The sequence below is a fragment of the Streptomyces sp. NBC_00328 genome, from assembly GCF_036139655.1.
GTDB lineage: Bacteria > Actinomycetota > Actinomycetes > Streptomycetales > Streptomycetaceae > Streptomyces.
Window position 1 is genome coordinate 2,234,443 of record NZ_CP108013.1, and the last position, 22,249, is coordinate 2,256,691.

Consider the following 22,249-nt stretch of genomic DNA (forward strand, 5'->3'; position numbering starts at 1 on the left):
CGAAACAACACGGGTATTGAGGGATCGTTCAACGATCCTCTACCTTGTCGGACAGGCGCTCTCCGCACCACCGCGAACTGCCAAGCGCCCAAAGGCTTCCGCACGGCCCGGCTCAGTCCTCATGCACTCTCCGTCCCTCAATGCGAGGTGCCCATGAGCACGACCCCTCCACCCCAGGCCCTGACCCCCGGCACGCAACCCGCCACAGGTGAACCCGCCGCCCGGGAAGGCGCGTTCGGATGGCTGCGCGCCCTCGGCCCGCGGGGCCGGCGCGCGTTCGGCGGCGCGTTCGGCGGCTACGGCCTCGACTCGTACGACTACTTCACCCTGCCGCTGAGCATGGTCGCCCTCGCGACGTACTTCGGCCTCGACAGCGGCCAGACCGGCCTGTTCACCACCGTCACACTGGTCGTGTCCGCGGTCGGCGGTGCCGTCGCGGGTGTGGTCGCGGACCGGATCGGACGCGTCAAAGCGCTGATGATCACGGTGATCACCTACGCGGTGTTCACCGTGGCCTGTGGCTTCGCGCCGAACTACGAGACGCTGCTGGTGTTCCGTGCCCTCCAGGGTCTCGGCTTCGGCGGCGAGTGGGCGGTCGGCGCCGTCCTGGTCGCCGAGTACGCGAGCCCCCGGAACCGCGGGCGTACGCTCGGCGCGGTCCAGAGCGCCTGGGCCGTCGGCTGGGGCCTCGCCGTGGCCGTCTACACGTTGGTCTTCCAGCTTCTCGACGACGACCTCGCCTGGCGCGTGATGTTCTGGACCGGCGCGCTGCCCGCTCTGCTCGTGGTCTGGGTCAGGCGCGAGGTGCGGGACGCGCCCGAGGCGGCCGCGGCGCGCGAGAGGAGCGCCGACAAGGGGTCGTTCGCCGCGATCTTCAGGCCCGGCACGGCCGAGGCCCCGGGCCTGCTGCGCACCACCTTCTTCGCGGTCCTGCTCTCCACCGGTGTCCAGGGCGGCTACTACACGCTGGCCACCTGGGTGCCCACCTATCTGAAGACGGAGCGTGGTCTGTCCGTCGTCGGCACCGGCGGCTATCTGACGCTCCTGATCTCCGGAGCCTTCCTCGGCTACCTCACCGGCGGTCTCCTCACCGACAGACTGGGCCGCAAGCGCAACATCCTGCTCTTCGCGATCCTCTCCGCGACCTGCGTCCTCGCCTACGCGAACATCCCGAGCGGCGCCAACACCCTTCTCCTGCTGCTCGGCTTCCCCCTCGGCTTCTGCATGTCGGCGATCTTCAGCGGTTTCGGCTCGTTCCTCAGCGAGCTGTACCCGGTGGCGGTGCGCGGCACGGGACAGGGCTTCGCCTACAACACCGGTCGTGCCGTCGGCGCGGCCTTCCCCACCACGGTCGGCTTCCTGGCCGACAGCTGGGGCGTCGGCGGAGCGCTGGTCTTCGGCGCGATCGGATACGCCCTCGCCGCGCTCGCCCTGACCGGACTCCCCGAGACGCGTGGCAAGGAGCTCCTGTGAACGACACCGTCCAGGTCCGGACGCCCGCCCTCCCCGGGGGCGGCTCACCGGGCCCGCTGAAGACCCCCGGCCACGCGCGCGCGTGGACCCCCGGGAGGGCCCGCAGGCGGTTCCGTTCGGGACTGTCGGTTCCCACCGCCGGGATCGCCGCGGGCCACGCCCAGGCCAACCTCGTGTCGGTGCCCGCCGACTGGGCGTACGAGATGCTGCTGTTCTGCCAGCGCAACCCGAAACCGTGTCCCGTCCTCGACGTGACCGACGCCGGTTCCTGGACCACCGTGCTCGCCCCGGGCGCCGACCTGCGCACCGATCTGCCGGGCTACCGGGTGTGGGAACACGGCGAGTTGGTGGCCGAGCCCACGGACGTCCTCGACCACTGGCGGTCCGACCTGGTGTCGTTCCTGATCGGGTGCAGCTTCACCTTCGAGTGGGCACTGAGCTCCGCGGGTGTCCCGCTGCGCCACATCGAGCAGGGCCGCAACGTCTCGATGTACGTGACGACGCGTCAGTGCCGGCCGGCGGGGCGGCTGCGCGGCCCCATGGTCGTGTCGATGCGTCCGGTGCCGCCCGAGCACCTGGGCACGGCGATCCGGGAGAGCAGTCTGCTGCCCGCCGTGCACGGCGCTCCGGTGCACTGCGGCGATCCCTCGGGGCTGGGCATCGAGGATCTCTCGCGCCCCGACTTCGGCGATCCGGTGGTCGTGGCCCCGGACGACATCCCGGTGTTCTGGGCCTGCGGAGTGACGCCGCAGGCTGCCGTGATGGCATCCCGTCCGCCGTTCGCGATCACCCACGCGCCCGGCCGGATGTTCATCACGGACACCCGTGACGAGCAGTACCGAGTGGCCTGAACGGGCCGGAGGAGGAGGAACGGCAGCCCATGACCCCCATCGATCTCAACGCCGATCTCGGCGAGGGCTTCGGCCGCTGGCGGCTGACCGACGACGAACAGCTGCTGTCCGTCGTGACCAGCGCCAATGTGGCCTGTGGTTTCCACGCCGGGGACGCGCCCACCATGCGGCGGGTGTGCGAGCTGGCGGCGGAGCGGGGGGTACGGATCGGCGCCCAGGTCTCCTACCGTGACCTGGCGGGGTTCGGGCGGCGGGCGATGGACGTGCCGCCCGACGAGCTGGCGGCCGAAGTGGCGTACCAGATCGGCGCCCTGGAGGTCTTCGCGCGGGCGGCGGGTTCGCGGGTGGCGTACGTGAAGCCGCACGGAGCGCTCTACAACCGGGTCGTGCACGACGAGGAGCAGGCGGCGGCGGTCGTCGACGGTGTCCTGCTGGCGGGCGCGGATCTGCCCGTGCTCGGTCTCCCGTCCTCGCGCTTCCTGAAGATCGCCGAGGGGGCCGGGCTGCCCGTCGTCCCCGAGGCGTTCGCGGACCGCGCGTACACCGAGGAGGGCACTCTGGTGCCGCGTACGGAGGAGGGCGCGGTCATCACGGAGGCCGAGGCCGTCGTCGAACGCTCCCTGGGCCTCGCGCGCTCCGGGGTGGTCACCTCCCGTTCCGGGGAGCGCGTGCAGGTCCGCGCGCGCTCCCTGTGTCTGCACGGGGACACACCGGGCGCGGTCGAACTGGCCCGCCGGGTGCGAGCCCGGCTGGAGTCCGCGGGCGTGCTCGTGCGGGCGTTCGCGTGAGCGCCCGGCCCGCCGACGGCGGGAGGGCCCCGGTGCCGGCCGGCGGCGACCCGCAAGGCCCCGGCCTGAAGACCCTGCCCGTCGGCGACCGGGCGCTGCTGGTCGAGGTGTCCTCGGGGGAGGCCGCCCAGGCACTGCACGCCGAGCTGCTGCGGCGCCGCGCGGACGGCTCGCTGTCCGTACGGGAGATCGTCCCGGCGGCCCGCACGGTGCTCCTGGACGGACTGGACGACCCCGGCCGGCTCGCGGAGCTGCTGCCCGGCTGGGAGATCCCCCCGCTGACCGCGCGCGCGGACGACACCGTCGAGATCCCGGTGCGGTACGACGGTCCCGACCTGGCGGATGTGGCGGCCATGTGGGGAGTGGCGGTGCGCGAGGTGCCGGAGATCCACGCCGCGGCCGGGTTCCGGGTCGCCTTCTGCGGGTTCGCGCCCGGCTTCGGCTATCTCACGGGACTGCCGGCACGGTACGACGTGCCGCGCCGGGCGACCCCGCGTACGGCGGTGCCCGCGGGCTCCGTGGCGCTGGCGGGCCCGTACACCGGTGTGTACCCGCGCAGTTCTCCGGGCGGCTGGCAGCTCATCGGCACGACGGACGCGTTGCTGTGGGACCACGCGCGCGTGCCGGCCGCGCTGCTGGCCCCCGGCGCGCGGGTGCGCTTCGTACCGCAGAGGTGTTCATGAGCGACCGGGCCCTCGCGGTGGTGCGGGCCGGGGCCCTGACCACCGTCCAGGACCAGGGGCGGCCCGGGCACGCCCATCTCGGTGTGCCGCGCTCCGGAGCGCTCGACGCGCCCGCGGCGGCGCTGGCCAACCGGCTCGTCGCCAACCCCGCCGACGCCGCCGTACTGGAGACGACGGTCGACGGCTGTGCCCTGCGTCCCCGTTCGACGGTCACGGTGGCCGTGACCGGAGCTCCCTGCCGGGTACGGGTGGACGGCCGCCCGGTCGCCTGGGGGGCTCCTGTCCGGGTGCCCGCGGGGGCGCTCCTGGACGTCGGCTCCGCGCGCGGGGGGCTACGGAGTTATGTGGCCGTGTCCGGCGGCGTGGCGGTCGATCCGGTGCTCGGCAGCCGCTCGACCGACCTGCTCTCGGGGCTCGGCCCGCCACCGCTGACGGACGGCGCGGTGCTTCCCCTGGGGAGTCCCGGCGCCGTTCACACGCGCGTGGACGTCGTCCCGCACCGCGCCCCGCCCGCCGAGCTGGTGCTGCGCGTGACGCTCGGCCCACGCGACGGCTGGTTCACCGAGCCGGCCCTGCGGACGCTCACGACGCGCGTGTACCGGGTCTCGTCGGCGAGCAACCGCATCGGCCTGCGCACGGAGGGGCCCTCGCTGGAGAGGGCCGTCTCCGGCGAACTCCCCAGTGAGGGCCTGGTGCTGGGCGCCGTCCAGGTGCCGCCCGACGGCCGCCCGGTCGTCTTCCTCGCCGACCATCCGACCACCGGGGGCTACCCGGTGATCGCGGTCGTCCGGTCCGCCGATCTCCCGGCGGCAGCTCAGGCGGTCCCGGGAACCCCGGTGCGGTTCCTGGCCGTTCGCCGTCGCTGAGGCCGCCGCGGGCCGTGCGCCGGCGAAAGGGGCACCGGCCGCTTCCACCGGTGCCCGCCTCGCGCGCCCGCCGGGCCGCGTCCAGCCGTCAGACCACGTCCGGCCGTCGGGCTTCCTCCGCCCGTCAGGCCACGTCCGGCCGTTCCGCCACGGACAGGGCCGCCAGGGCGGACGCGACGGCGTGCGAGGCGCTCAGGTCGAGGCGGGCGCTGGTGCCCCGGGCCCGGTGGCGCACCTCGGACGCGGCGAGGGTGAGCAGCTGGGGCAGCAGGTCCGTGCAGCGCCTGGCCACCCAGCCCGTTCCCGCCGTGGCCAGCCACAGAAGGCTCGCGGCACGCGTCGGCGCGGGGAACTCGGCCTCGGCCGACGGGGTGATCCCGTCGGCGACGCCTTCCTCGGCGAGCAGCGCGTGGAAGCGCAGGGCCAGTTGACGGTGCCCCAGCTCCCCCGGGTGCAGCCGGTCGGCACTCCACACGGCGCGGCCCTTGAGCCAGTCCTCCTCCGCCGCGTGCAGATGCATCGCCCCGTGCCGCTTCGAGAGGGCGTGCACCACCGCGTTGACCGCGTGCTGACGCCGGGCCAGCGGGCGGGCCAGCGCTCCCGGGAGCCCGAGCATCGAGCCGGGGTCCGGGAGGCAGGCCGTCAGCACGATCGTGTCCCGCGCGCGGAAGGCCGCGTACACCGTGTCGAGCCGTTCGGCCACCGAGTGGATGTCGAAGGTGTACCGCAGGGTGTCGTTGACGCCGATCACGACGGAGACGATGTCCGGCTCCAGGGCGAGCGCCGCCGGGGTCTGCCGTTCCAGGACGTCCCGTGTCTGCGCCCCGCTGACCGCGAGGTTGGTGAACCGCACGGGCGCGTCCGCCGGGGCGAGCCCCGGAGCGAGCAGCTCGGCCCACCCCCGCCAGCCGTCCCCGACCGGGTCGCCCACACCTTCCGTGAGGGAGTCCCCGAGAGCGACGAAGCGAACCGGTCTCATGCGACACCCTCCTGAAGACGCGGCCGGTTCACGGCCACCGCGTCGTGCGCGGCGAGGAAACCCGTCACGGCGGCGTCCCAGCCGAAGCACTCGGCACGCGCGCGTGCGGCCTGCCTGCGCTCGCTCTCGGCGCGGCCGAGCAGCAGCCGTACGGCGTCCGCGAAGGAGTCACCGCTGTCGCCGGCGGTGGCCCCGGCGGAGCCGACGATCTCCGGCAGGGCGGAGAGCGAGCTGGCGACCACGGGGGTGCCGCAGGCCATCGCCTCCAGGGCGGCGAGCCCGAAGGTCTCCGCGGGCCCGGGTGCCAGGCACACGTCCGCCGAGGCCTGGAGCGAGCCGAGCAGGGCCCGGTCGGATACGTGCCCGAGGAAGGTGACGGGCAGCCTCCGATCCCGGGCGCGCTGTTCCAGCCGGGCCCTGAGCGGTCCGTCCCCGGCGATGACGAGCACGGCCCGCTCACCGCGCCGCAGCAGCGCCTCCAGCGCGTCGAGCGCCGTGCCGGGGCGCTTCTCGACGGACAGGCGGGAGCACATGACGAGCAGGACCTGGTCCGGGCGCGCGTGGCGGGCGCGCAATGCCGGGTCGCGCAGGGCGGGGTGCCGGTCCACCAGGTCGACGCCCAGGGGGGCTCGTACGACGTTGCGGGCGCCGATCCGCACGAACTCGCGCTCGGCGAACTCGGTGGTGCACACCACGCGCGCGTAGGAGTGCGCCGTACGGACGTTGAGGGCGTCGGCGGTCCGCCGGGCCATCGCCTCGGACAGTCCCCAGGTGCGCAGCACACCGTCGGCGGTCTCGTGGGAGACCATCACGGCGGGCACCCGGGCCCGCCGTGCCCACACTCCGGTCCAGCGCAGGGTGGTCCGGTCGGAGACCTCCAGGCGGTCGGGGGCGAGCGACTCCAGGAGCCGGGCGACCCGCCGTCTGTCGGTGAGGACGCGATAGCCGCCGGTGCCGGGCAGCAGCGGGCCGGGCAGCGTGATCACCCGTCCCTGCTCGGTGTCGCGGTCACCCGCGCGCTCGCCGGGTATGACGAGGACCGGTTCGTGGCCGGCCGCCCGGTATCCGGCGCCCAGCTCCCGCAGTGCGGTGCGCAGCCCTCCGGAGGAGGGGGCGACGAAGTTGGCGAGCCGTACGATGCGCAGACTCATGCCGCCACCAGCTTCCGTGCGGAGAGCACATCCTCGTAGTGAGCGATGAGCTGGTCGCCCACCGCGGCCCAGGTGCGGCCCTCGACCAGGGCGTGCCCGGCGGCGCCGTAGGCCGCCCGCAGGGCGGGATCGGCGGCCAGGGTGCGCACCGCGTCCCGTACCGCGTCGGCGTCGCGCGGCGGGACGAGCAGCCCGGTGCGCCCGTGGTCGACCAGGTCGAGCGGTCCGCCGGCGGCGGGCGCCACGACGGGCACTCCGCTGGCCATGGCCTCCTGCACGGTCTGGCAGAAGGTCTCGAAGGGGCCGGTGTGCGCGAAGACGTCCAGCGAGGCGAAGATCCGGGCGAGTTCGTCGCCGGTGCGGCGGCCGAGGAAGACCGCGCCCGGGAGCGCGCCGCGCAAGGTGGCCTCGCTGGGCCCGTCGCCGACCACGACGACGCGGACGCCGTCCATCTCACAGACCCCGGAGAGCAGTTCGACGTGCTTCTCGGGGGCGAGCCGGCCGACGTAGCCGACGATCAGCTCGCCGTTCGGAGCCAGTTCGCGGCGGAGCGCCTCGTCGCGGTGGCCGGGGCGGAAGCGGACCGTGTCGACGCCGCGCGCCCAGAGCCGTACCCGGGGCACGCCGTGCGTCTCCAGGTCGTGCAGGGCCGCACTGGACGGGGCGAGCGTCCGGTCGGCCGCGGCGTGCACCGAGCGGATGCGCCGCCACGCGGTGCCCTCGCCCGCGCTGATGTACGTGCGGGCGTATCCGGCGAGGTCGGTCTGGTAGACCGCCACGGCGGGGATGCCGAGCCGGGAGGCGGCCGCCATGCCGCGGACGCCGAGGATGAAGGGGCTGGCCAGGTGGACGATGTCGGCGCGGTGTTCGGTGATGGCCGCGGCGACGCGCCGGCTGGGGAGGGCGACGCGGACCTGGGGGTAGCCCGGGAGCGGAATGGAGGGGACACGGACGACCGGGCACGGCGCGAGGGCGTCGGGCCCGCTCCGGGTGAATGCGCTTCCCTGTTCGGGGGAGGCCGAGAACTTGGGGGAGGTGGCCGGGGCGACGACCAGGGGAGCGTGACCGCGATCGACGAGGTGCCGGGCGGTCTGGAGCGCGCAGTGGGCCACGCCGTTCACATCGGGGGGAAAGGATTCGGTCACGATGACGACTCGCATACGGGTGTTCTCGCCCCGCTGGACGTGGCCGCGTCAACGTGGATCTATGCGAACGATGAACGTCCCGTGAGCGTTGCACTCCGCACCCGGGCAGGTCAGCCCCCGTCCACGCGCTCCTGACTCCCGGGTCACCGAACGTTCATACGGCCGGCATGTCGGGCCCGATCCGGCTCCGTACGGCTGTCTGGACTTCGGCCTCCTCGGCCGGATCCGCCGCCAGCCGGCGCAGCTGATCCACCACGCGCGCGTCACCGGTCTCGGCGTGCCGGGCGGCGATCTCGCGGGTGGTCTCCTCGCAGTCCCACAGGCACTCGACGGCGAAGCCGGCGGGGAAGGAGGGATCGGTGACGGCCAGGGCACGGGCGGCGCGCTGGCGCAGATGCGATGACGCGGTCTCCCGGTAGACGTGCCGCAGCACGGGGGCGGCACAGGCGATGCCGAGCCGTCCGGTGCCGTCGACGAGGGTCCACAGGGTCGGTGCGTCGGGGCCCTCGCCCCGTACCGCCTCGCGCAGCGCGGCCAGGACGAGGTCGCGGTCCTGTGCCCCGCCCCGGCAGGCGAGCATGCGGCCGGCGGCGGCGCCGAGGGCGTCGGGCCGGTGCGCCCAGCCCCGGGCCCGGTCGACGGCGGCGACGCTCCGCATCCGTTCGAAGGCGTCGACGGCGGCCTCGGCGACGGGCGTCGACCCGTCCGCGACGGCCGCCGCGATCAGGTCGAGGGCGTCCGGATCGTTGCCGTCGGCGAGGTAGCGCAGAGCCGTGCAGCGCGCGCCCTCCCCGCCGTGGCGCGCGGCCTCGACGATCTCGGGACGGTCCTCGGGTCCGGCGACGGCGGTCAGGCAGCGGGCGGCGGGGACGTGCAGCGCGGCTCCGCGTTCGATGCCCTGCTGGGCCCATGCGAAGACGGCTTCGACGCTCCACCCGGGGCGGGGCCCCGCGGGTCGCATCTGCCGTTGCCAGCGGTCGAAGGACCCGGCTTCCTGGGCGGCGCGCACACGGGTGGCGATGGACGTACGGGAGTCGTCGGCCCACAGCCGCCACGGCCGTGGCTCGAAGGAGTCGCGTACGACGGCGGCGAGGGCGGCGTCACCCTCGGGATCGGCCGGGAACCGGGCGAGCACGGGGGCGGCGAGGGCGCGCAGGCCCGCGTCGTCGTCGCGCAGGGCCAGCTCGTCCAGGGCCCAGGCCCAGTTGGAGCCGACCGCGGCGTACCGGCGCAGCAGCGCGAGCGCGTCGCGCCTGCCGTAGGAGGCGAGGTGTCCGAGGACCGCGAGGGCGAGCCCTGTGCGTGACTCGCAGTCGTCGAGGATGTCCTCGGCGTCGAAGAGGTGCCGCTCGATCTCGTCGAGCTCGCCACTCAGATCGAGATAGAGACGGGCGTAGTACAGGGAGCGGTTCTCCACCTGCCAGTCGTGGCGCGGGTCCCTGAGAACGCAGTGGTTCAGTGCCGCGAGCGCTTCGGCCCGCGGTGCGGTGAGTGCGTGCAGCGTGCCGTCGCCGCGGCCCCTCTGGAGAAGGCCGAGCAGGGTTCCGCTGGGCGCTATGACCGGATCGAACATGGGAAACAGCCTCACATCAAGCGTCGACGCAACCGGGATCCTGCATTACCTGGCCGCGTGACAACACGTCGGGGCGCCCGCCGTCTCTTGCTTGCTGTAGACCATCTTCCTCTGCCTCTCGTCGGTGGCCCATGCGGGCCGAGTCACGGCCCGCGCGGTGCGGCAACTTCTGCCCAGCCATCGCGTCCGTGAATCACGTCGTCATGATGACTCGGCGGTTCTTCCTGCCGCGACCGTATTTCCGGCGGCCCCGTTCCGCCTCCCTTTTTTCCTGCGTTTCGCCTGGTCAGGGCGTTCGATTCATGACGTGCCGAACAATTCGAGCAGGTCCGTCTTGGCGAACATGCGCGCCGTGTCGACAGCCGACGGGGTGCCCGCGGCCGGATCGGCGCCGGCGGCCAGGAGGACCCGGATGACGGCCTCCTCGCCCTTGAAGACGGCTCCGGCGAGGGGGGTCTGGCCCCGGTCGTTGACACGGTCGGCCTCGGCGCCGCGCTCCAGCAGGGCGCGGACCGCGTCGGCGTGCCCGTGGTAGGCGGCGAGCATCACGAGCGAGTCGCCGCGGTCGTTGGTGAGGTCGGCCGGGACACCGGCGTCGACATACGCCACGAGCGCCTCCGTCTCGCCGCGTCGCGCCAGATCGAAGATCTTGGTCGCGAGCTCCACGACCTCGGGGTCGGGGGCTTCGCTCATCTGCCGGACCGCCTCTCACTGCAACCGTTCGGGTGAATCGACAGGGTACTGGCTCCAGCGGCACATCACAGGCACCCTCCGCGCCAAAGATCACAAAGTGCACATCAAGCGCGACAGAGCAGCTCAGGCGGCGCAAGACAGCTCCGTCGCGCGGGTGAAATCAGCCACTTTTCACTCAGTTGCACCTTTTATCGTATGGATACATGCTGTGATCCTGGAACAACTCATGGTGACCGTCCCCACGAACCAGGAGAGCTCAAATGATTCTGTCCATGTCCGGCGTCGTCCTTCTCGGCATCATCGTCTTCCTCTTCTTCAAGAAGGACGGGCTGAAGGCGTCGCACGCCTTCGTGGCCGCGCTCTTCGGCTTCTACCTCGCCAGCACGGCCATCGCGCCGAGCATCAAGGCAGGCGGGGAGAGCCTGGCGGGCCTCCTCGGCGGGATCAAGTTCTGACGACGTCCCCACCTCGTACGCACCTCCAGGAGACAGCAGTGGCCCGGCGCCCTCTCCCCCGCATCCTCAGCAACGGCACCGCACAGATCGCCAGGAGCCGGGAGCTGGCCCGGACGGCAGCCGACAGCGCCACCGATGTCCTCCATCCGCTGATCACGGTGACCCGTGGACTGCGCCGGCTGGCAGCCGCCGGACGGCGCAAGTGGGCCGCCACCCCCAAGGACCGTCGCGGACCGCTGCTGTTCCTGGTGGCCTCGGTGGTCCTGATCGTGGCCCTGGTGCCGTACGGACCTCTGCTCGCCGTCATCACTTTGATGGCGGCGGCGGCCTGGGCCGGTCGCGAGCGCACCCCACCGCCCGCGACCGGCCCGGACGAGGCGCAGACCGGACGCCTCCAGTCGCTCTACGAGGCACTCGTCCCGTACTTCTCCACGGCCGACGACCCCGCTCCCCTGTACGCCCACGGCGGCGACTGGGAGAAGGCCTTCGCCTCGTACGGCTTCGACGACGACGGACGGATCTCCCGTCTGCACCTCCACTACCCGGCGTACTTCACGGACGGCGAGGCGGACTCCCGCGCGCGTATCGAACAGCTCCTGCACGCCAAGTCGGGCCGCGGCCGTGAGTACCACTTCGACTGGGACGAGGAGGGCAACGAACTCACCGTCACGGTCCTCGCGCCCCTGCCCACCGACATCGCCGCCCAGCGCTTCGTCACCGCCCCCGGCGAGACGGTTCTCGGATTCACCGATCCGGCCGATGTCCAGCGCACGCTCCCCCTCACCCACGGCGAGGAGCAGCGCGACGTTCCGCCGGTCGTCTGGCGCACGGGCCCCCGCTCCACCGAGCCGCACCTGCTGATCACGGGCGAACCGGGCACCGGCACGACCACACTCCTGCGCTCCATCGCCCTGCAGTCCCTCCAGTACGGCGATGTCGTCGTCGTCGACGGCGGAGGCACCGGCGAGTACGCGTGCCTGACCGGGCGGGAGGGCGTCCTGGCCGTCGAGTGCTCGACGGGCGGGGCACTCGCCAGCCTGGAGTGGGCGGCGCACGAGACCGAGCGGCGGCTGATCGCCGCGAACCGCGCCCGCCAGGCGGGACACCCCGCCCCCGACGACATCAGGAACCCGCTGTGGATCCTGCTGGACCGGCCGAGCGCGCTCGGCCATCTGGCCGCCGCCGACGGGCGCAAGGACCCGCAGTCGCTGCTCCAGGTCCCGCTGCGGCACGGCCGCGCGGCGAACGTCACGGTCGTGGTCGCCGAGCACTTCGAGAACCTCGACTTCCTCAGCGACGCGGTACGCCGGCACACCCGCGCGCGCGTGGTGCTCGGCACCGCCTCGGCCGCTCAGCTGGAAGCGGTCCTGGGCGCGCCCCCGCACACCACCCCGACCCGGGACGTGCCCCCCGGCCGGGGCTACGCGCGCCTGGGCACCGGCCCCGTCCTGCGCCTCCAGGTCCCCGCCACACCGGACCCGTACGACGACGCCACGAGCGAGGCGCAGCGGCGGGCCGTGCTCGCCCTGCTGCCGGAGCGCACGACCCCGGCGGACGCGGAAAAGGTGCCCTCCGAGGTCGCAGAGGTCGCAGAGGTCGCCGGGGTCGCGGTGGCCGAGGGGTAGAAGTGAGGCAACGAATCCGAGGTCCACGCGCTCCGGCGGGGCCGGAAACCCAGGCGGGTCTCCGGCCCCGTCGGCATCTGTTCCTCGCCCGGACATCCCCGGCGTCCGCGCACCCGGATACCGCCCCTGGACTCGGCGCCCGGGACTCGGCCTCCCGAACTCGGCTCCTGACTCCGCTCCCCGGGGTTCCGCTCCCCGGGGTCCCGTACGGCTACGCCACGAACGTCCGGGGCCCCTCGCCCCCTCCGCTCGCGCCGGTCTCCACCAGCCGGGCCGCCGCCGCCAGCCGCGTCGCCGCCTCGTCCGCGACCGCGCCGCCCACCGTGAACGGCAGCCGCACATATCCCTCGAAGGCGCCGTCCACGCCGAATCGGGGCCCCGAGGGCACCCGCACGCCCACGCGCTCGCCGACCTCGGCCAGCCGCGACCCGGACAGACCGCCCGTACGCACCCACAGGGTGAGACCGCCGCGCGGGACGGTGAACTCCCACCGGGGCAGCTCCCTTCGGACGGCCGCGACGAGGTCGTCCCGGTTCTCGCGGGCCTGGTCGCGCCGGATGTCGACGGCCTTCTCCCAGCCCCCCGTGCTCAGCAGCCAGTTCACGGCGAGCTGTTCCAGCACGGGAGTGCCGAGGTCGGCGTAGGCGCGCGCGGCGACCAGGCTGCGGATGACGTCGGGTGCGGCCCGCACCCAGCCGATCCGCATGCCCGCCCAGAAGGCCTTGCTCGCCGAACCCACGGTGATCACGGTCGAGCCCGCCGGATCGAAGCCGCACACGGGGCGCGGCATCTCCAGATCGTCGTCCAGGTGCAGTTCGCTCATCGTCTCGTCGACGACGAGGACCGTGCCGGCCGAGCGCGCCGCGTCCACGAGCCCGCGCCGCTGGTCCTCGCCGGCGAGCGCGCCGGTGGGGTTGTGGAAGTCGGCGACGACGTACGCGAGCCGGGGCGCGGCGTCGCGCAGGACCTGGCGCCAGCGGTCCATGTCCCAGCCGGCCAGCCCCTCGGCCATCGCGACGGGCACCAGCCGGGCACCGGCCTCCCTCATCAGCTGGAGGATGTTGGCATAGGAGGGGGACTCGACGGCGATGCGTTCGCCGCGGCCCGCGAAGAGATGACAGATCGCGTCGATCGCGCCCATCGCCCCGGTGGTCACCATGATCTGTTCAGGCATGGTGGGGATACCGCGCGCCGTGTACCGCTCGGCGAGCATGGCGCGCAGCGCGGGGAGGCCGGCGGGGTAGTCGCCGTGCGTGTGCGCGTACGGGGGCAGTTCCTCCAGGGCACCCTGGACGGCTCGGGTCAGCCACGGCTCCGGCGCGGGCAGCGCCGCGCAGCCGAGATCGATCATCGAACCGAGGGTCTCGGGGGGCAGGGGTTCGAGACCTCGCGCGGGCAGCGGATTCCCGGCGGGGACCGCGGTCCAGCTCCCGGCTCCGCGGCGCGACTCCAGGAAGCCCTCCGCGCGCAGCGCCTCGTAGGCCGCGGCGACGGTCGTACGGCTGACGGACAGGGCCAGCGCCAGTTCCCGCTCGGCGGGCAGCCGCGCGGCGACCGGCACCCGTCCTTCGAGCACGAGCAGCCTGACACCGTCGGCGAGCGCGCGATACGCGGGCGGACGCCGGGTCCCCGGGCCCGCGGGGCGCTCCTGCTGCGAGTTGAGGAGGCGGGCGAGCTGCGCGGCCCCCACCGCCGAAGTCCACTGCGCCATGATTCCAGTCCACCTTCCCCGAATTGGCCATGGTTGAAGCCACTTCTCAAGCCACAGAGTGTCATGCACCAGGCCACTACCACCACCGGGGGCATCCCTTGTCCACACGCTCCGAGTCCGCACCCTCCGGGACTCCCGGGTCCGGGCGGCTCCCCCGCCGTCTCGTCCAGCTCTACGCCGGGCTCGCCCTGTACGGCGCGAGCTCGGCGCTCCTCGTGGAAGCGGGTCTCGGCCTCGAGCCGTGGGGCGTGCTGCACCAGGGCCTCGCCGAGCTGACCGGTCTGACGATCGGTGTCGTGTCGATCATCGTGGGGGCCGCGGTGCTGCTCCTGTGGATCCCGCTGCGCCAGCGGCCCGGCCTCGGAACCGTCTCCAACGTCTTCGTGGTCGGCCTGGCCATGGACGGCACCCTGGCGCTGATCCCGGACGTCCACTCGCTGGCCCTGCGGATTCCGCTGCTGGTGGGGGGCGTCGCGCTGAACGGCGTGGCCACGGGCCTGTACATCTCGGCCAGCTTCGGCCCGGGTCCCCGCGACGGCCTGATGACGGGACTGCACCGGCGTACGGGCCGCTCGGTCCGTCTGGTGCGCACGGTCCTCGAAGTGGCCGTCGTCGCGACGGGCTTCGCGCTCGGCGGGACGGTCGGAGCCGGCACGGTGCTCTACGCCGTCGCCATCGGCCCCCTGGCCCAGCTCTTCCTGAAGGTGTTCGCCGCCCGTCCGGCACCGCTCCGCAGCGCCGTTGTCGCCCCAGGTCAACCCGAGCGCGCCATACTGCCCGGGTGAGCACGCGCACTCTTCACCCTTACCTCGACCACCCCGGCCCGATCCCCTTCGCCCACCGCGGCGGGTCCGCGGACGGCCTGGAGAACACCCTCACGCAGTTCCGGCGGGCGGTGAACGCCGGATACCGCTACATCGAGACCGACGTGCACGCCACGGCGGACGGCAGGCTGGTCGCCTTCCACGACACGACCCTCGACCGGGTGACCGACGGCGCGGGCCGGATCGCGGACCTCCCCTGGGACGACGTGCGCCAGGCGCGCGTGGCGGGCAAGGAACCGGTCCCCCTCTTCGAGGACCTGCTCGAAGAGTTTCCCGAGACGCGCTGGAACGTCGACGTCAAGGCCGAACCCGCGCTCGTCCCGCTGCTCGACCTGATCGACCGCACCGACGCCTGGGACCGCGTCTGTGTCGGTTCGTTCTCCGAGGCCCGCGTGACCCGTGCCCAGCATCTCGCCGGGCCGCGCCTGGCGACCTCGTTCGGCACCCGGGGGGTGCTCAACCTGCGGCTGCGCTCGTGGGGCGTGCCCGCCGCGGTGCGCCGCTCGGCGGTCGCGGCCCAGGTCCCCGAGACACAGTCGGGCGTGCCGGTGGTCGACCGCCGCTTCGTACGGGCGGCCCACGCGCGCGGGCTCCAGGTGCACGTGTGGACCGTGAACGAATCGGAACGCATGCACCGGCTCCTGGACCTGGGAGTCGATGGCATCATGACCGATCACATCGACACACTGCGCAAGGTCCTGGAAGACCGGGGCACCTGGTTCTGAGCCTCCTCGCGCGGTCCGTTCACGGAGAAGCGAGGGCGCGGGTGAGCACGGACACCGTGCGGGCGGGGGCGGCCGAGGAGGCCGCGGAGCGCCGGCGAGAACAACGGGGCTGGTACTTCTACGACTGGGCCTGCTCCGTCTACTCGACGAGCGTGCTCACCGTGTTCCTCGGCCCCTATCTGACGGCGGTGGCCAAGCACGCGGCGGACGCGGACGGGTTCGTCCACCCGCTGGGGGTACCGGTCCGCGCCGGCTCCTTCTTCGCGTACGCGGTCTCCGCCTCGGTGATCGTGTCGATCGTCGTGATGCCGATGGCCGGCGCCGCCGCCGACCGCACGGGCCGCAAGAAGCCGCTGCTCGCGGCGGCGGCCTACCTGGGCGCCGGAGCCACCACGGGCATGTTCTTCCTGGACGGCGACCGCTATCTGCTGGGCGGACTGCTGCTGATCGTCGCGAACGCCTCGCTGGCAGTGTCGATGGTGCTGTACAACTCCTACCTCCCGCAGATCGCCCCGCCCGAGGAGCGCGACGCCGTCTCCTCCCGGGGCTGGGCCTTCGGGTACGCGGCGGGCGCCGTGGTACTGGTCGCGAACCTGGCCCTCTTCACGGCCCATGACAGTTTCGGCGTGTCCGAGTCCACGGCCGTGCGCATCTGCCTGGCCTCGGCGGGTGTCTGGTGGGGCGCCTTCACGCTCATCCCGCTGAAGCGGCTTCGCGACCGCCGTACCGCCTCCACCGGCCAGGCGTCCGCACACGGATGGCGGCAGCTGGCCGCCACGGTGCGCGACATGCGCCGCCAGCCGCTCACGCTCTCCTTCCTGCTCGCCTACCTCATCTACAACGACGGCATCCAGACCGTCATCTCGCAGGCCTCGGTCTACGGTTCCGAAGAGCTGGGCCTCAGTCAGTCGACCCTGATCACAGCCGTACTCCTGGTCCAGGTGCTCGCGGTCGGGGGCGCACTGGGCATGGGCCGGCTGGCCCGCACGTACGGCGCCAAACGCACCATCCTCGGCTCACTCGTCGCCTGGACGCTCACCCTCGCCGCCGGGTACTTCCTGCCCGCCGGCGCGCCCGTGTGGTTCTTCGTCCTCGCCTCGGGCATCGGACTGGTCCTGGGCGGCAGCCAGGCGCTGTCGCGCTCCCTGTTCTCGCACCTCGTGCCGAGCGGCAAGGAGGCCGAGTACTTCTCCGCGTACGAGATGAGCGACCGCGGGATGAGCTGGCTCGGCCCGCTGCTGTTCGGACTGACCTACCAGCTGACGGGAAGTTATCGGGACGCGATCATCTCGCTCGTGGTCTTCTTCGTCATCGGCTTCGTCCTGCTCGCGCGGGTACCCGTGCGCCGGGCCGTGCGGGACGCGGGCAATCCCGTACCCGAGAGGATTTAGCGCCGGGGGCCAAAGAGCGGTAGTGTACGCGTTTGGCCTGCCTGCCGTACCGTTACTGCGCGTCAATGATACTGAAGCGTTGGGTGACATCTGATGTCAGATGTGACAAACCGGGCGACGGTGGGTACAACAAGGGGCGGCTACGACGGCGACGCATGACCCAGCAACGGGAATCTTTACCGCCGACCGGACGTTGACCGGATGACGACGACAGCGACACCTGTCCTGTGGGCGACAAGCCCGGGAGGCACGATTCATGAGTGAGCGAGCTCTTCGCGGCACACGCCTCGTAGTGACCAGCTATGAGACGGACCGCGGCATCGACCTGGCCCCGCGCCAGGCCGTGGAGTACGCATGCGAGAAGGGGCATCGTTTTGAGATGCCCTTCTCGGTGGAGGCCGAAATTCCGGCGGAGTGGGAGTGCAAGGTCTGCGGGGCCCAGGCACTTCTCGTCGACGGCGACGGCCCTGAGGAAAAGAAGGCGAAGCCCGCGCGCACGCACTGGGACATGCTGATGGAGCGGCGCACTCGCGAGGAGCTCGAAGAGGTCCTCGAGGAGCGTCTGGCCGTTCTTCGCTCCGGCGCGATGAACATCGCGGTGCATCCGCGGGACAGCCGCAAGTCCGCCTGACCCCTTCGAGGGTCGAGCGGCATACACCGCACGCCGAGACCGCGGGCACCGTACTTCAGGTACGGGGCTCGCGGTCTCGTGCGTTCCGGTGCCTTCGGTACGGGAAACGGCGCGCCTGAATCCACCGGAAGCCGGAAGTGGATTCAGGCGCGCCGTTTCCCGTACCGCCGCGGGGGCACCTGGCGGCGGTACGGCAGGGGCTGCCGGAGGGGCTGCTAGCGGTTCAGCGGCGGGTAGGTGCCGCCGGGCTCGTGCGGGGACTCGTCCCTGATGACCTCGCCCTGGACCACCTTGCCGTCGGGGCGGTGGATACGGACCTGCTGGAAGGCGTCGCCGACGGTGCCGGGCGCGGCGAGCCGCATCTTGCGCTCGAAGGCGCTCTGCGCGAAGCGGCTGACGCCCTTCTGGACCGGGGGGACCAGCAGCAGCAGGCCGATCGCGTCGGAGATCAGACCCGGGATCATCAGGAGCAGGCCACCGAGCATCGTCAGGCCGTTGCCCCTGCCGCTGTCGCCGCCCGTCGGCGTGACACCGCCCTGTGCCTGTTGCAGCGTCTGGCTGAGATTGCGGAAGGCCCGGCGGCCGGCCCGCTTGATGACCACGGAACCGAGGACGAACCCGGCGACCAGCAGCAGGAACACCGTGAAGCCGCTCGTGGCATGCGCGACGAGCGTCAGCAGCCAGATCTCCAGCACCAGCCACACCGCGACACCGAGCGGCAGGAACGTGCGCAGCCGCGAGCGCCGCGGGCGGGAGGGGGTGGGGGTCGGAACGCCTGTCGTCATGCTCCCAGTGTGCCTGGGCGTGCCTCAGTTCGGGATAAGCGGACGCTCAACCGCGTCGGCGGACGCCGGTGCCCGCCTCGGTGGCACCGCTCACGCCCCCTGACCGTGGCCGGCCGCCGCTCGCCGCGCCCCTCGGGCGTCGGCGCGGCTCACGGGCCCGTCGTGTCGCCTGGACGGACCGGTGAGCCCCGCGTGGTGCCCGGACCGTGTCAGGACTGCCTGCGGCGGGCGGTGATCCGGCCGACCCGCTCGCCCACACCCCAGGTGGTGACCCGCCACAGCGCCTCCACGAGGATGTCGCGGCTCATCTTGGAGTCGCCCAGTTCCCGCTCGACGAAGGTGATCGGGACCTCGACCACGTGGTAGCCCGCCTTCACCGCGCGGCGGGCCAGATCGACCTGGAAGCAGTAGCCCTGGGAGGCGACCTCACTGAGGCCGAGGCCTTCGAGGGTCTCGCGGCGGAAGGCCCGGTAGCCGCCGGTCACGTCCCGGATCGGCACGTCGAGCAGGACACGGGAGTACAGGCTGCCGCCGCGCGAGATGAACTCGCGGGACTTGGGCCAGTTCACCACGCGGCCGCCGGGCACCCAGCGCGAGCCGAGTACGAGGTCGGCGCCCTTGAGCGCGGTCAGCAGGCGGGGAAGTTCCTCCGGCTGGTGCGATCCGTCGGCGTCCATCTCGATGAGTACGCCGTACCCGTGCTCCAGGCCCCAGCGGAACCCCGCGAGGTAGGCGGCACCGAGCCCTTCCTTGCCCTTGCGGTGGAGGACCTGGACGTTCTCGTCGTCGGCGGCCAGCTCGTCGGCGAGCTTGCCCGTGCCGTCGGGGCTGTTGTCGTCCGCCACCAGAACGTGCGCCTCGGGCACGGCGGATCGCACCCGGCCGACGATCTTCTTGATGTTCTCCGCCTCGTTATAGGTCGGAATGATCACCAAGGCCGTGCCGAGCGGGCCGAACCGCCTCCCCTGGGCTTCCGCCGCGAGGGTCCCGTCGCCGTCGTTCACTGCTGCCCCTTCGTATCCGTACGCAGGGCTCCACCATAGTGCGCCCAGCCTGCGCCATTGCGTCGCGGCGGTCCTACAGGGGTGTCGATTCGCCAAGAGGCGGGTAAGAGCGGACGCGCCGGAGCGGAAATCGCGTCCTTCGGATCGGGGCCCGGCGCCCTTCGGGCCGACCTGGGACCCGCTGGCTGCGGGTCGACCGAAAGCCGTTGTCTACTGAACGTCCGGGCCCCACCCGGGTCGCACCTGCCGACGTGTCGGAACGTTCCCTCGCCTCGCGGCGCCGACGCTGGGCCTGGCTTCCCAGTGGCGGTGCGCCGGTGCGGCGCACCACCCCTGACCCAGCGGCGCCGCGAGGCCGTGCGGAGTTCCCCGGTCGGCCGTCCGGTGGTGGACCCGGCCGAACCTACCCGCCTCCCTCGGCAGGCTGTCAACACTGGCTTGATCTGCGCCTTTTCCGACAAAGCCCAGGTCAGCGGCGAGGATGCGCAGGTCGAACGACGGGGTGCCGGGCCCTGGAGGAGCACCGGGCACCCGGGGACATCACTCGTTAGGCCGTACGAATACCGTCCGTCCGCCGACCACGGTGCGCAGGCAGACGGGCAGGTCGCCGCCGGGGGTCAGATCCGGGAGTCCGGGTGTGCCGGAGCGAGGGTCGGTGGACCAGCGCGCGACCCGGTCGTCGGGGGCCTGCACCACGAGACGGCCGGTGCGCCACACGGCGTAGTCCGCGGGCGCGCCGGGCACCAGGACGCCCGCGTCGTCGCGTCCGACGGCCCGCCAGCCGCCCCGCGTGTGGGCCGTGAAGGCGGCCCGCACGGATACCCGGTGCTCGGGCGTGCGGTGGAAGGCCGCCGCCCGCACGGTGCCCCACGGATCGAGCGGGGTCACGGGGCTGTCGGATCCGAAGGCCAGCGGCACCCCGGCGCGCAGCAGGGCCGCGAACGGGTTGAGGGTGCGGGCCCGCTCGGCGCCCAGGCGCTGGGCGTACATGCCGTCCTCGCCGCCCCACAGCGCGTCGAAGGCGGGCTGCACGGAGGCGGTGAGGCCGAGTTCGGCGAAGCCCGCGACGGTCTCCGGGGTGAGCATCTCGGCGTGCTCGACGCGGTGCCGGGCGGCGCGCACACGGGCCAGGCCGACCTTCTCGGCGGCGGCGCGGACGCCCTCGGTCACCGAGGCCACCGCGGCGTCCCCGATGGCGTGGAAGCCCGCCTGGAGGCCCGCCTCGGTGCAGGCGACGACATGCGCGGCGACGGCGTCCGCGTCGAGGTGGACGACGCCCGTGTGGTCCGCGTCGAGGTACGGCTCGTGCAGACAGGCGGTGTGCGAGCCGAGGGAGCCGTCGACGAACAGGTCGCCGGCCGCTCCGACCGCGCCGAGGGCCCGCGCCTTCTCGACATCGCGGTCGGCCCAGTAGCCGACGACCCTCGGGCCCGGTTCCTCGGCGGCGAGCCGCAGCAGTCCGGTGAAGTCGTCCTCGGAGGAGATCTCGGGACCCGCGCACTCGTGCACCGAGCCGATGCCGAGCGAGGCGGCGTGGGCGAGCGCGGCGCGCTGCGCGCCGGCGCGCTGCGCGCCGCCGATCGCACCGAGCGCCGCCGCGCGCACGGCGTGGTGGGCGTCGCGGGTCAGGGGGCCGTCGGGCACGTACCCGGCGAGCGCCGTGACGCCGGGGACCAGGTCCAGGAGGGCGGTGGTGGCGACGGCGGAGTGCACGTCGATGCGGGAGAGGTACAGCGGACGTCCGCCGGTCGCGGCGTCGAGTTCGGTGCGGGCCGGGGGGCGTCCGCCGGGCCAGCGGGCCGCGTCCCAGCCGTGGCCGAGCAGCACCCGGTCGGCCGGACGGGCGGCGGCGAAATCACGGACGAGGGCGAGCGCCGCGTCCAGGGACGGCGCGTCGGACAGGTCGAGGCCGGTGAGGGCCAGTCCGGTGGCGGTGGTGTGCACATGCGCGTCGGTGAACGCCGGGGTCACCAGGGCGCCTTCGAGGTCGACGACCTCGTCGACGCCTTCGGCGAAGGCGTCCGCCGCGCCTTCCGAACCGACCCAGGCGACTTGCCCCCGTTCCACGACCATGGCGGTGGCGAAGGGGTCGGCGGGGCTGTGGACTTCTCCACCGCGCAGCAGCACGGTGTCCGACGGGGCGGTGCTCTCACTCATGGGAACAGTCTCGCGCCTGCGGGCGTCCGGTCGTCGCCCGGGTGGGGTCGGCACGGCGTGGCGGCCGGGTGCGCCCGTCCGTCCGGAGGGATCCGCGTGATCGCGCGCCCGGGTCCCGGCGGTCCCTCAGATGCGGGGCGGGCGGGATTCGTACGGAGTCGACAGGACGACGGTGGTACGCGTCGACACACCGGCGAGCGCCCGCAGCCGCCCGAGGAGTTCCTCGAGTTCGTGCGGGGTCGAGACACGCACCTTGAGGATGTAGTTCTCGTCGCCCGCGACACTGTGGCAGGCCTCGATCTCCGGGACGCCCGCGAGGCGTTCGGCGATGTCGTCGGGGGCGCTGGGGTCGAACGGCTTCACCGAGATGAAGGCGGTCAGGGGCAGCCCGACGGCCTCCGGGTCCACGACCGCGCCATAGCCCCGGATGACGCCGCGCTGCTCGAGGCGGCGCACCCGCTGATGCACGGCGGACGTGGACAGGCCCGTGGCCTTGCCCAGGTCGGTGTAACTCATCCGCCCGTCTGCGACGAGCAGCTGCACGATCTGTCGGTCCAGCTCCTCCATGGCGCAAGAACCTACAGGGCCGCCGATCCCCCGGGATACCTCAGCGGCGCAGGTCATACCCGCTTTGTGATGTGGACGGGCGTCGTTCGCACGTCATCCGGCCGCCAACTTCCGCGGGGCGCCGGGCACCTGCGGACGGCATGTGACGAACGACACATGAATGCAACCGCGT

General features: G+C 73.0%; 21 protein-coding genes. 11 read left to right on the forward strand and 10 right to left on the reverse strand.

All coding sequences use genetic code 11. The features are described 5' to 3' along the window. Window positions 1-153: 153 nt before the first annotated feature. From OG485_RS09695 to OG485_RS09715, 5 genes are all read left to right on the forward strand, one after another. A complete protein-coding gene (locus OG485_RS09695; protein WP_328666745.1) occupies window positions 154-1,473 on the forward strand; it encodes an MFS transporter in 1,320 nt (439 codons plus the stop codon). A gap of 56 nt (window positions 1,474-1,529) precedes the next feature. After that, window positions 1,530-2,324 (forward strand): putative hydro-lyase, encoded by a 795-nt coding sequence (locus OG485_RS09700; protein ID WP_328674294.1) that lies wholly within the window; start codon window positions 1,530-1,532, stop codon window positions 2,322-2,324. Between the two features lie 29 nt (window positions 2,325-2,353). After that, entirely contained in the window at window positions 2,354-3,112 is a 759-nt protein-coding gene (locus OG485_RS09705; protein ID WP_328666747.1) for a LamB/YcsF family protein, read from the forward strand. A gap of 65 nt (window positions 3,113-3,177) precedes the next feature. Further along, a complete protein-coding gene (locus OG485_RS09710; protein ID WP_328674295.1) occupies window positions 3,178-3,795 on the forward strand; it encodes a 5-oxoprolinase subunit B family protein in 618 nt (205 codons plus the stop codon). After that, a complete protein-coding gene (locus OG485_RS09715) occupies window positions 3,792-4,661 on the forward strand; it encodes a biotin-dependent carboxyltransferase family protein (protein ID WP_328666749.1) in 870 nt (289 codons plus the stop codon). The genes OG485_RS09710 and OG485_RS09715 overlap by 4 nt, the downstream gene beginning before the upstream one ends. A gap of 124 nt (window positions 4,662-4,785) precedes the next feature. Here the strand turns inward: OG485_RS09715 and OG485_RS09720 are convergent, their stop codons facing one another. From OG485_RS09720 to OG485_RS09740, 5 genes are all read right to left on the reverse strand, one after another. Beyond that, entirely contained in the window at window positions 4,786-5,640 is an 855-nt protein-coding gene (locus OG485_RS09720; protein WP_328666751.1) for an SGNH/GDSL hydrolase family protein, read from the reverse strand. After that, window positions 5,637-6,791 carry a glycosyltransferase gene (locus OG485_RS09725; protein ID WP_328666752.1) on the reverse strand — a complete coding sequence of 385 codons (1,155 nt, stop codon included), beginning with the start codon at window positions 6,789-6,791 and terminating at the stop codon, window positions 5,637-5,639. Before OG485_RS09725 ends, OG485_RS09720 begins: the two co-directional genes overlap by 4 nt. Beyond that, window positions 6,788-7,951: a glycosyltransferase family 4 protein gene (locus OG485_RS09730; protein ID WP_328666754.1), complete on the reverse strand. Its 1,164-nt coding sequence runs from the start codon at window positions 7,949-7,951 to the stop codon at window positions 6,788-6,790. The genes OG485_RS09725 and OG485_RS09730 overlap by 4 nt, the downstream gene beginning before the upstream one ends. 139 nt (window positions 7,952-8,090) lie before the next feature. Beyond that, the gene (locus tag OG485_RS09735; RefSeq protein ID WP_328666755.1) at window positions 8,091-9,509 is read right to left on the reverse strand and encodes a HEAT repeat domain-containing protein; all 1,419 of its coding nucleotides are present in this window, start codon (window positions 9,507-9,509) and stop codon (window positions 8,091-8,093) included. Window positions 9,510-9,809: 300 nt separating this feature from the next. Beyond that, a complete protein-coding gene (locus OG485_RS09740; RefSeq protein ID WP_328666757.1) occupies window positions 9,810-10,202 on the reverse strand; it encodes an ankyrin repeat domain-containing protein in 393 nt (130 codons plus the stop codon). Window positions 10,203-10,462: 260 nt separating this feature from the next. On the opposite strand from OG485_RS09740, the gene OG485_RS09745 reads away from it, so the two are divergent. Next, window positions 10,463-10,657 (forward strand): hypothetical protein, encoded by a 195-nt coding sequence (locus tag OG485_RS09745; RefSeq protein ID WP_103549671.1) that lies wholly within the window; start codon window positions 10,463-10,465, stop codon window positions 10,655-10,657. Between the two features lie 38 nt (window positions 10,658-10,695). Next, entirely contained in the window at window positions 10,696-12,282 is a 1,587-nt protein-coding gene (locus tag OG485_RS09750) for a hypothetical protein (RefSeq protein WP_328666765.1), read from the forward strand. A gap of 211 nt (window positions 12,283-12,493) precedes the next feature. Here the strand turns inward: OG485_RS09750 and OG485_RS09755 are convergent, their stop codons facing one another. Continuing rightward, window positions 12,494-13,993 (reverse strand): SCO1417 family MocR-like transcription factor, encoded by a 1,500-nt coding sequence (locus OG485_RS09755; protein ID WP_328666767.1) that lies wholly within the window; start codon window positions 13,991-13,993, stop codon window positions 12,494-12,496. Window positions 13,994-14,022: 29 nt separating this feature from the next. Here OG485_RS09755 and yczE point away from each other — a divergent pair, with 29 nt between their 5' ends. The 4 genes from yczE (at window position 14,023) to OG485_RS09775 (ending at window position 17,564) form a co-directional block, all read left to right on the forward strand. Next, complete coding sequence (gene yczE, locus OG485_RS09760; RefSeq protein WP_328666770.1) at window positions 14,023-14,778, forward strand: membrane protein YczE; 756 nt, start codon at window positions 14,023-14,025, stop codon at window positions 14,776-14,778. Beyond that, window positions 14,775-15,542: a glycerophosphodiester phosphodiesterase gene (locus OG485_RS09765; protein WP_328454671.1), complete on the forward strand. Its 768-nt coding sequence runs from the start codon at window positions 14,775-14,777 to the stop codon at window positions 15,540-15,542. Before yczE ends, OG485_RS09765 begins: the two co-directional genes overlap by 4 nt. A gap of 41 nt (window positions 15,543-15,583) precedes the next feature. After that, window positions 15,584-16,933, forward strand: a complete 1,350-nt coding sequence (locus OG485_RS09770) for an MFS transporter (protein WP_328666772.1) — start codon at window positions 15,584-15,586, stop codon at window positions 16,931-16,933. Window positions 16,934-17,189: 256 nt separating this feature from the next. After that, complete coding sequence (locus OG485_RS09775; RefSeq protein ID WP_081223278.1) at window positions 17,190-17,564, forward strand: RNA polymerase-binding protein RbpA; 375 nt, start codon at window positions 17,190-17,192, stop codon at window positions 17,562-17,564. A 215-nt stretch (window positions 17,565-17,779) separates the two neighbouring features. On the opposite strand, the gene fxsA is transcribed toward OG485_RS09775, so the two are convergent. From fxsA to OG485_RS09795, 4 genes are all read right to left on the reverse strand, one after another. Beyond that, window positions 17,780-18,349: an FxsA family membrane protein gene (gene fxsA, locus OG485_RS09780; RefSeq protein ID WP_328666780.1), complete on the reverse strand. Its 570-nt coding sequence runs from the start codon at window positions 18,347-18,349 to the stop codon at window positions 17,780-17,782. A 209-nt stretch (window positions 18,350-18,558) separates the two neighbouring features. Then, window positions 18,559-19,353, reverse strand: a complete 795-nt coding sequence (locus OG485_RS09785; RefSeq protein WP_328666782.1) for a polyprenol monophosphomannose synthase — start codon at window positions 19,351-19,353, stop codon at window positions 18,559-18,561. Window positions 19,354-19,893: 540 nt separating this feature from the next. Continuing rightward, window positions 19,894-21,510, reverse strand: a complete 1,617-nt coding sequence (locus OG485_RS09790) for an amidohydrolase (protein WP_328666784.1) — start codon at window positions 21,508-21,510, stop codon at window positions 19,894-19,896. A 126-nt stretch (window positions 21,511-21,636) separates the two neighbouring features. Further along, entirely contained in the window at window positions 21,637-22,077 is a 441-nt protein-coding gene (locus OG485_RS09795; protein WP_328666787.1) for an Lrp/AsnC family transcriptional regulator, read from the reverse strand. Window positions 22,078-22,249: the final 172 nt, after the last annotated feature.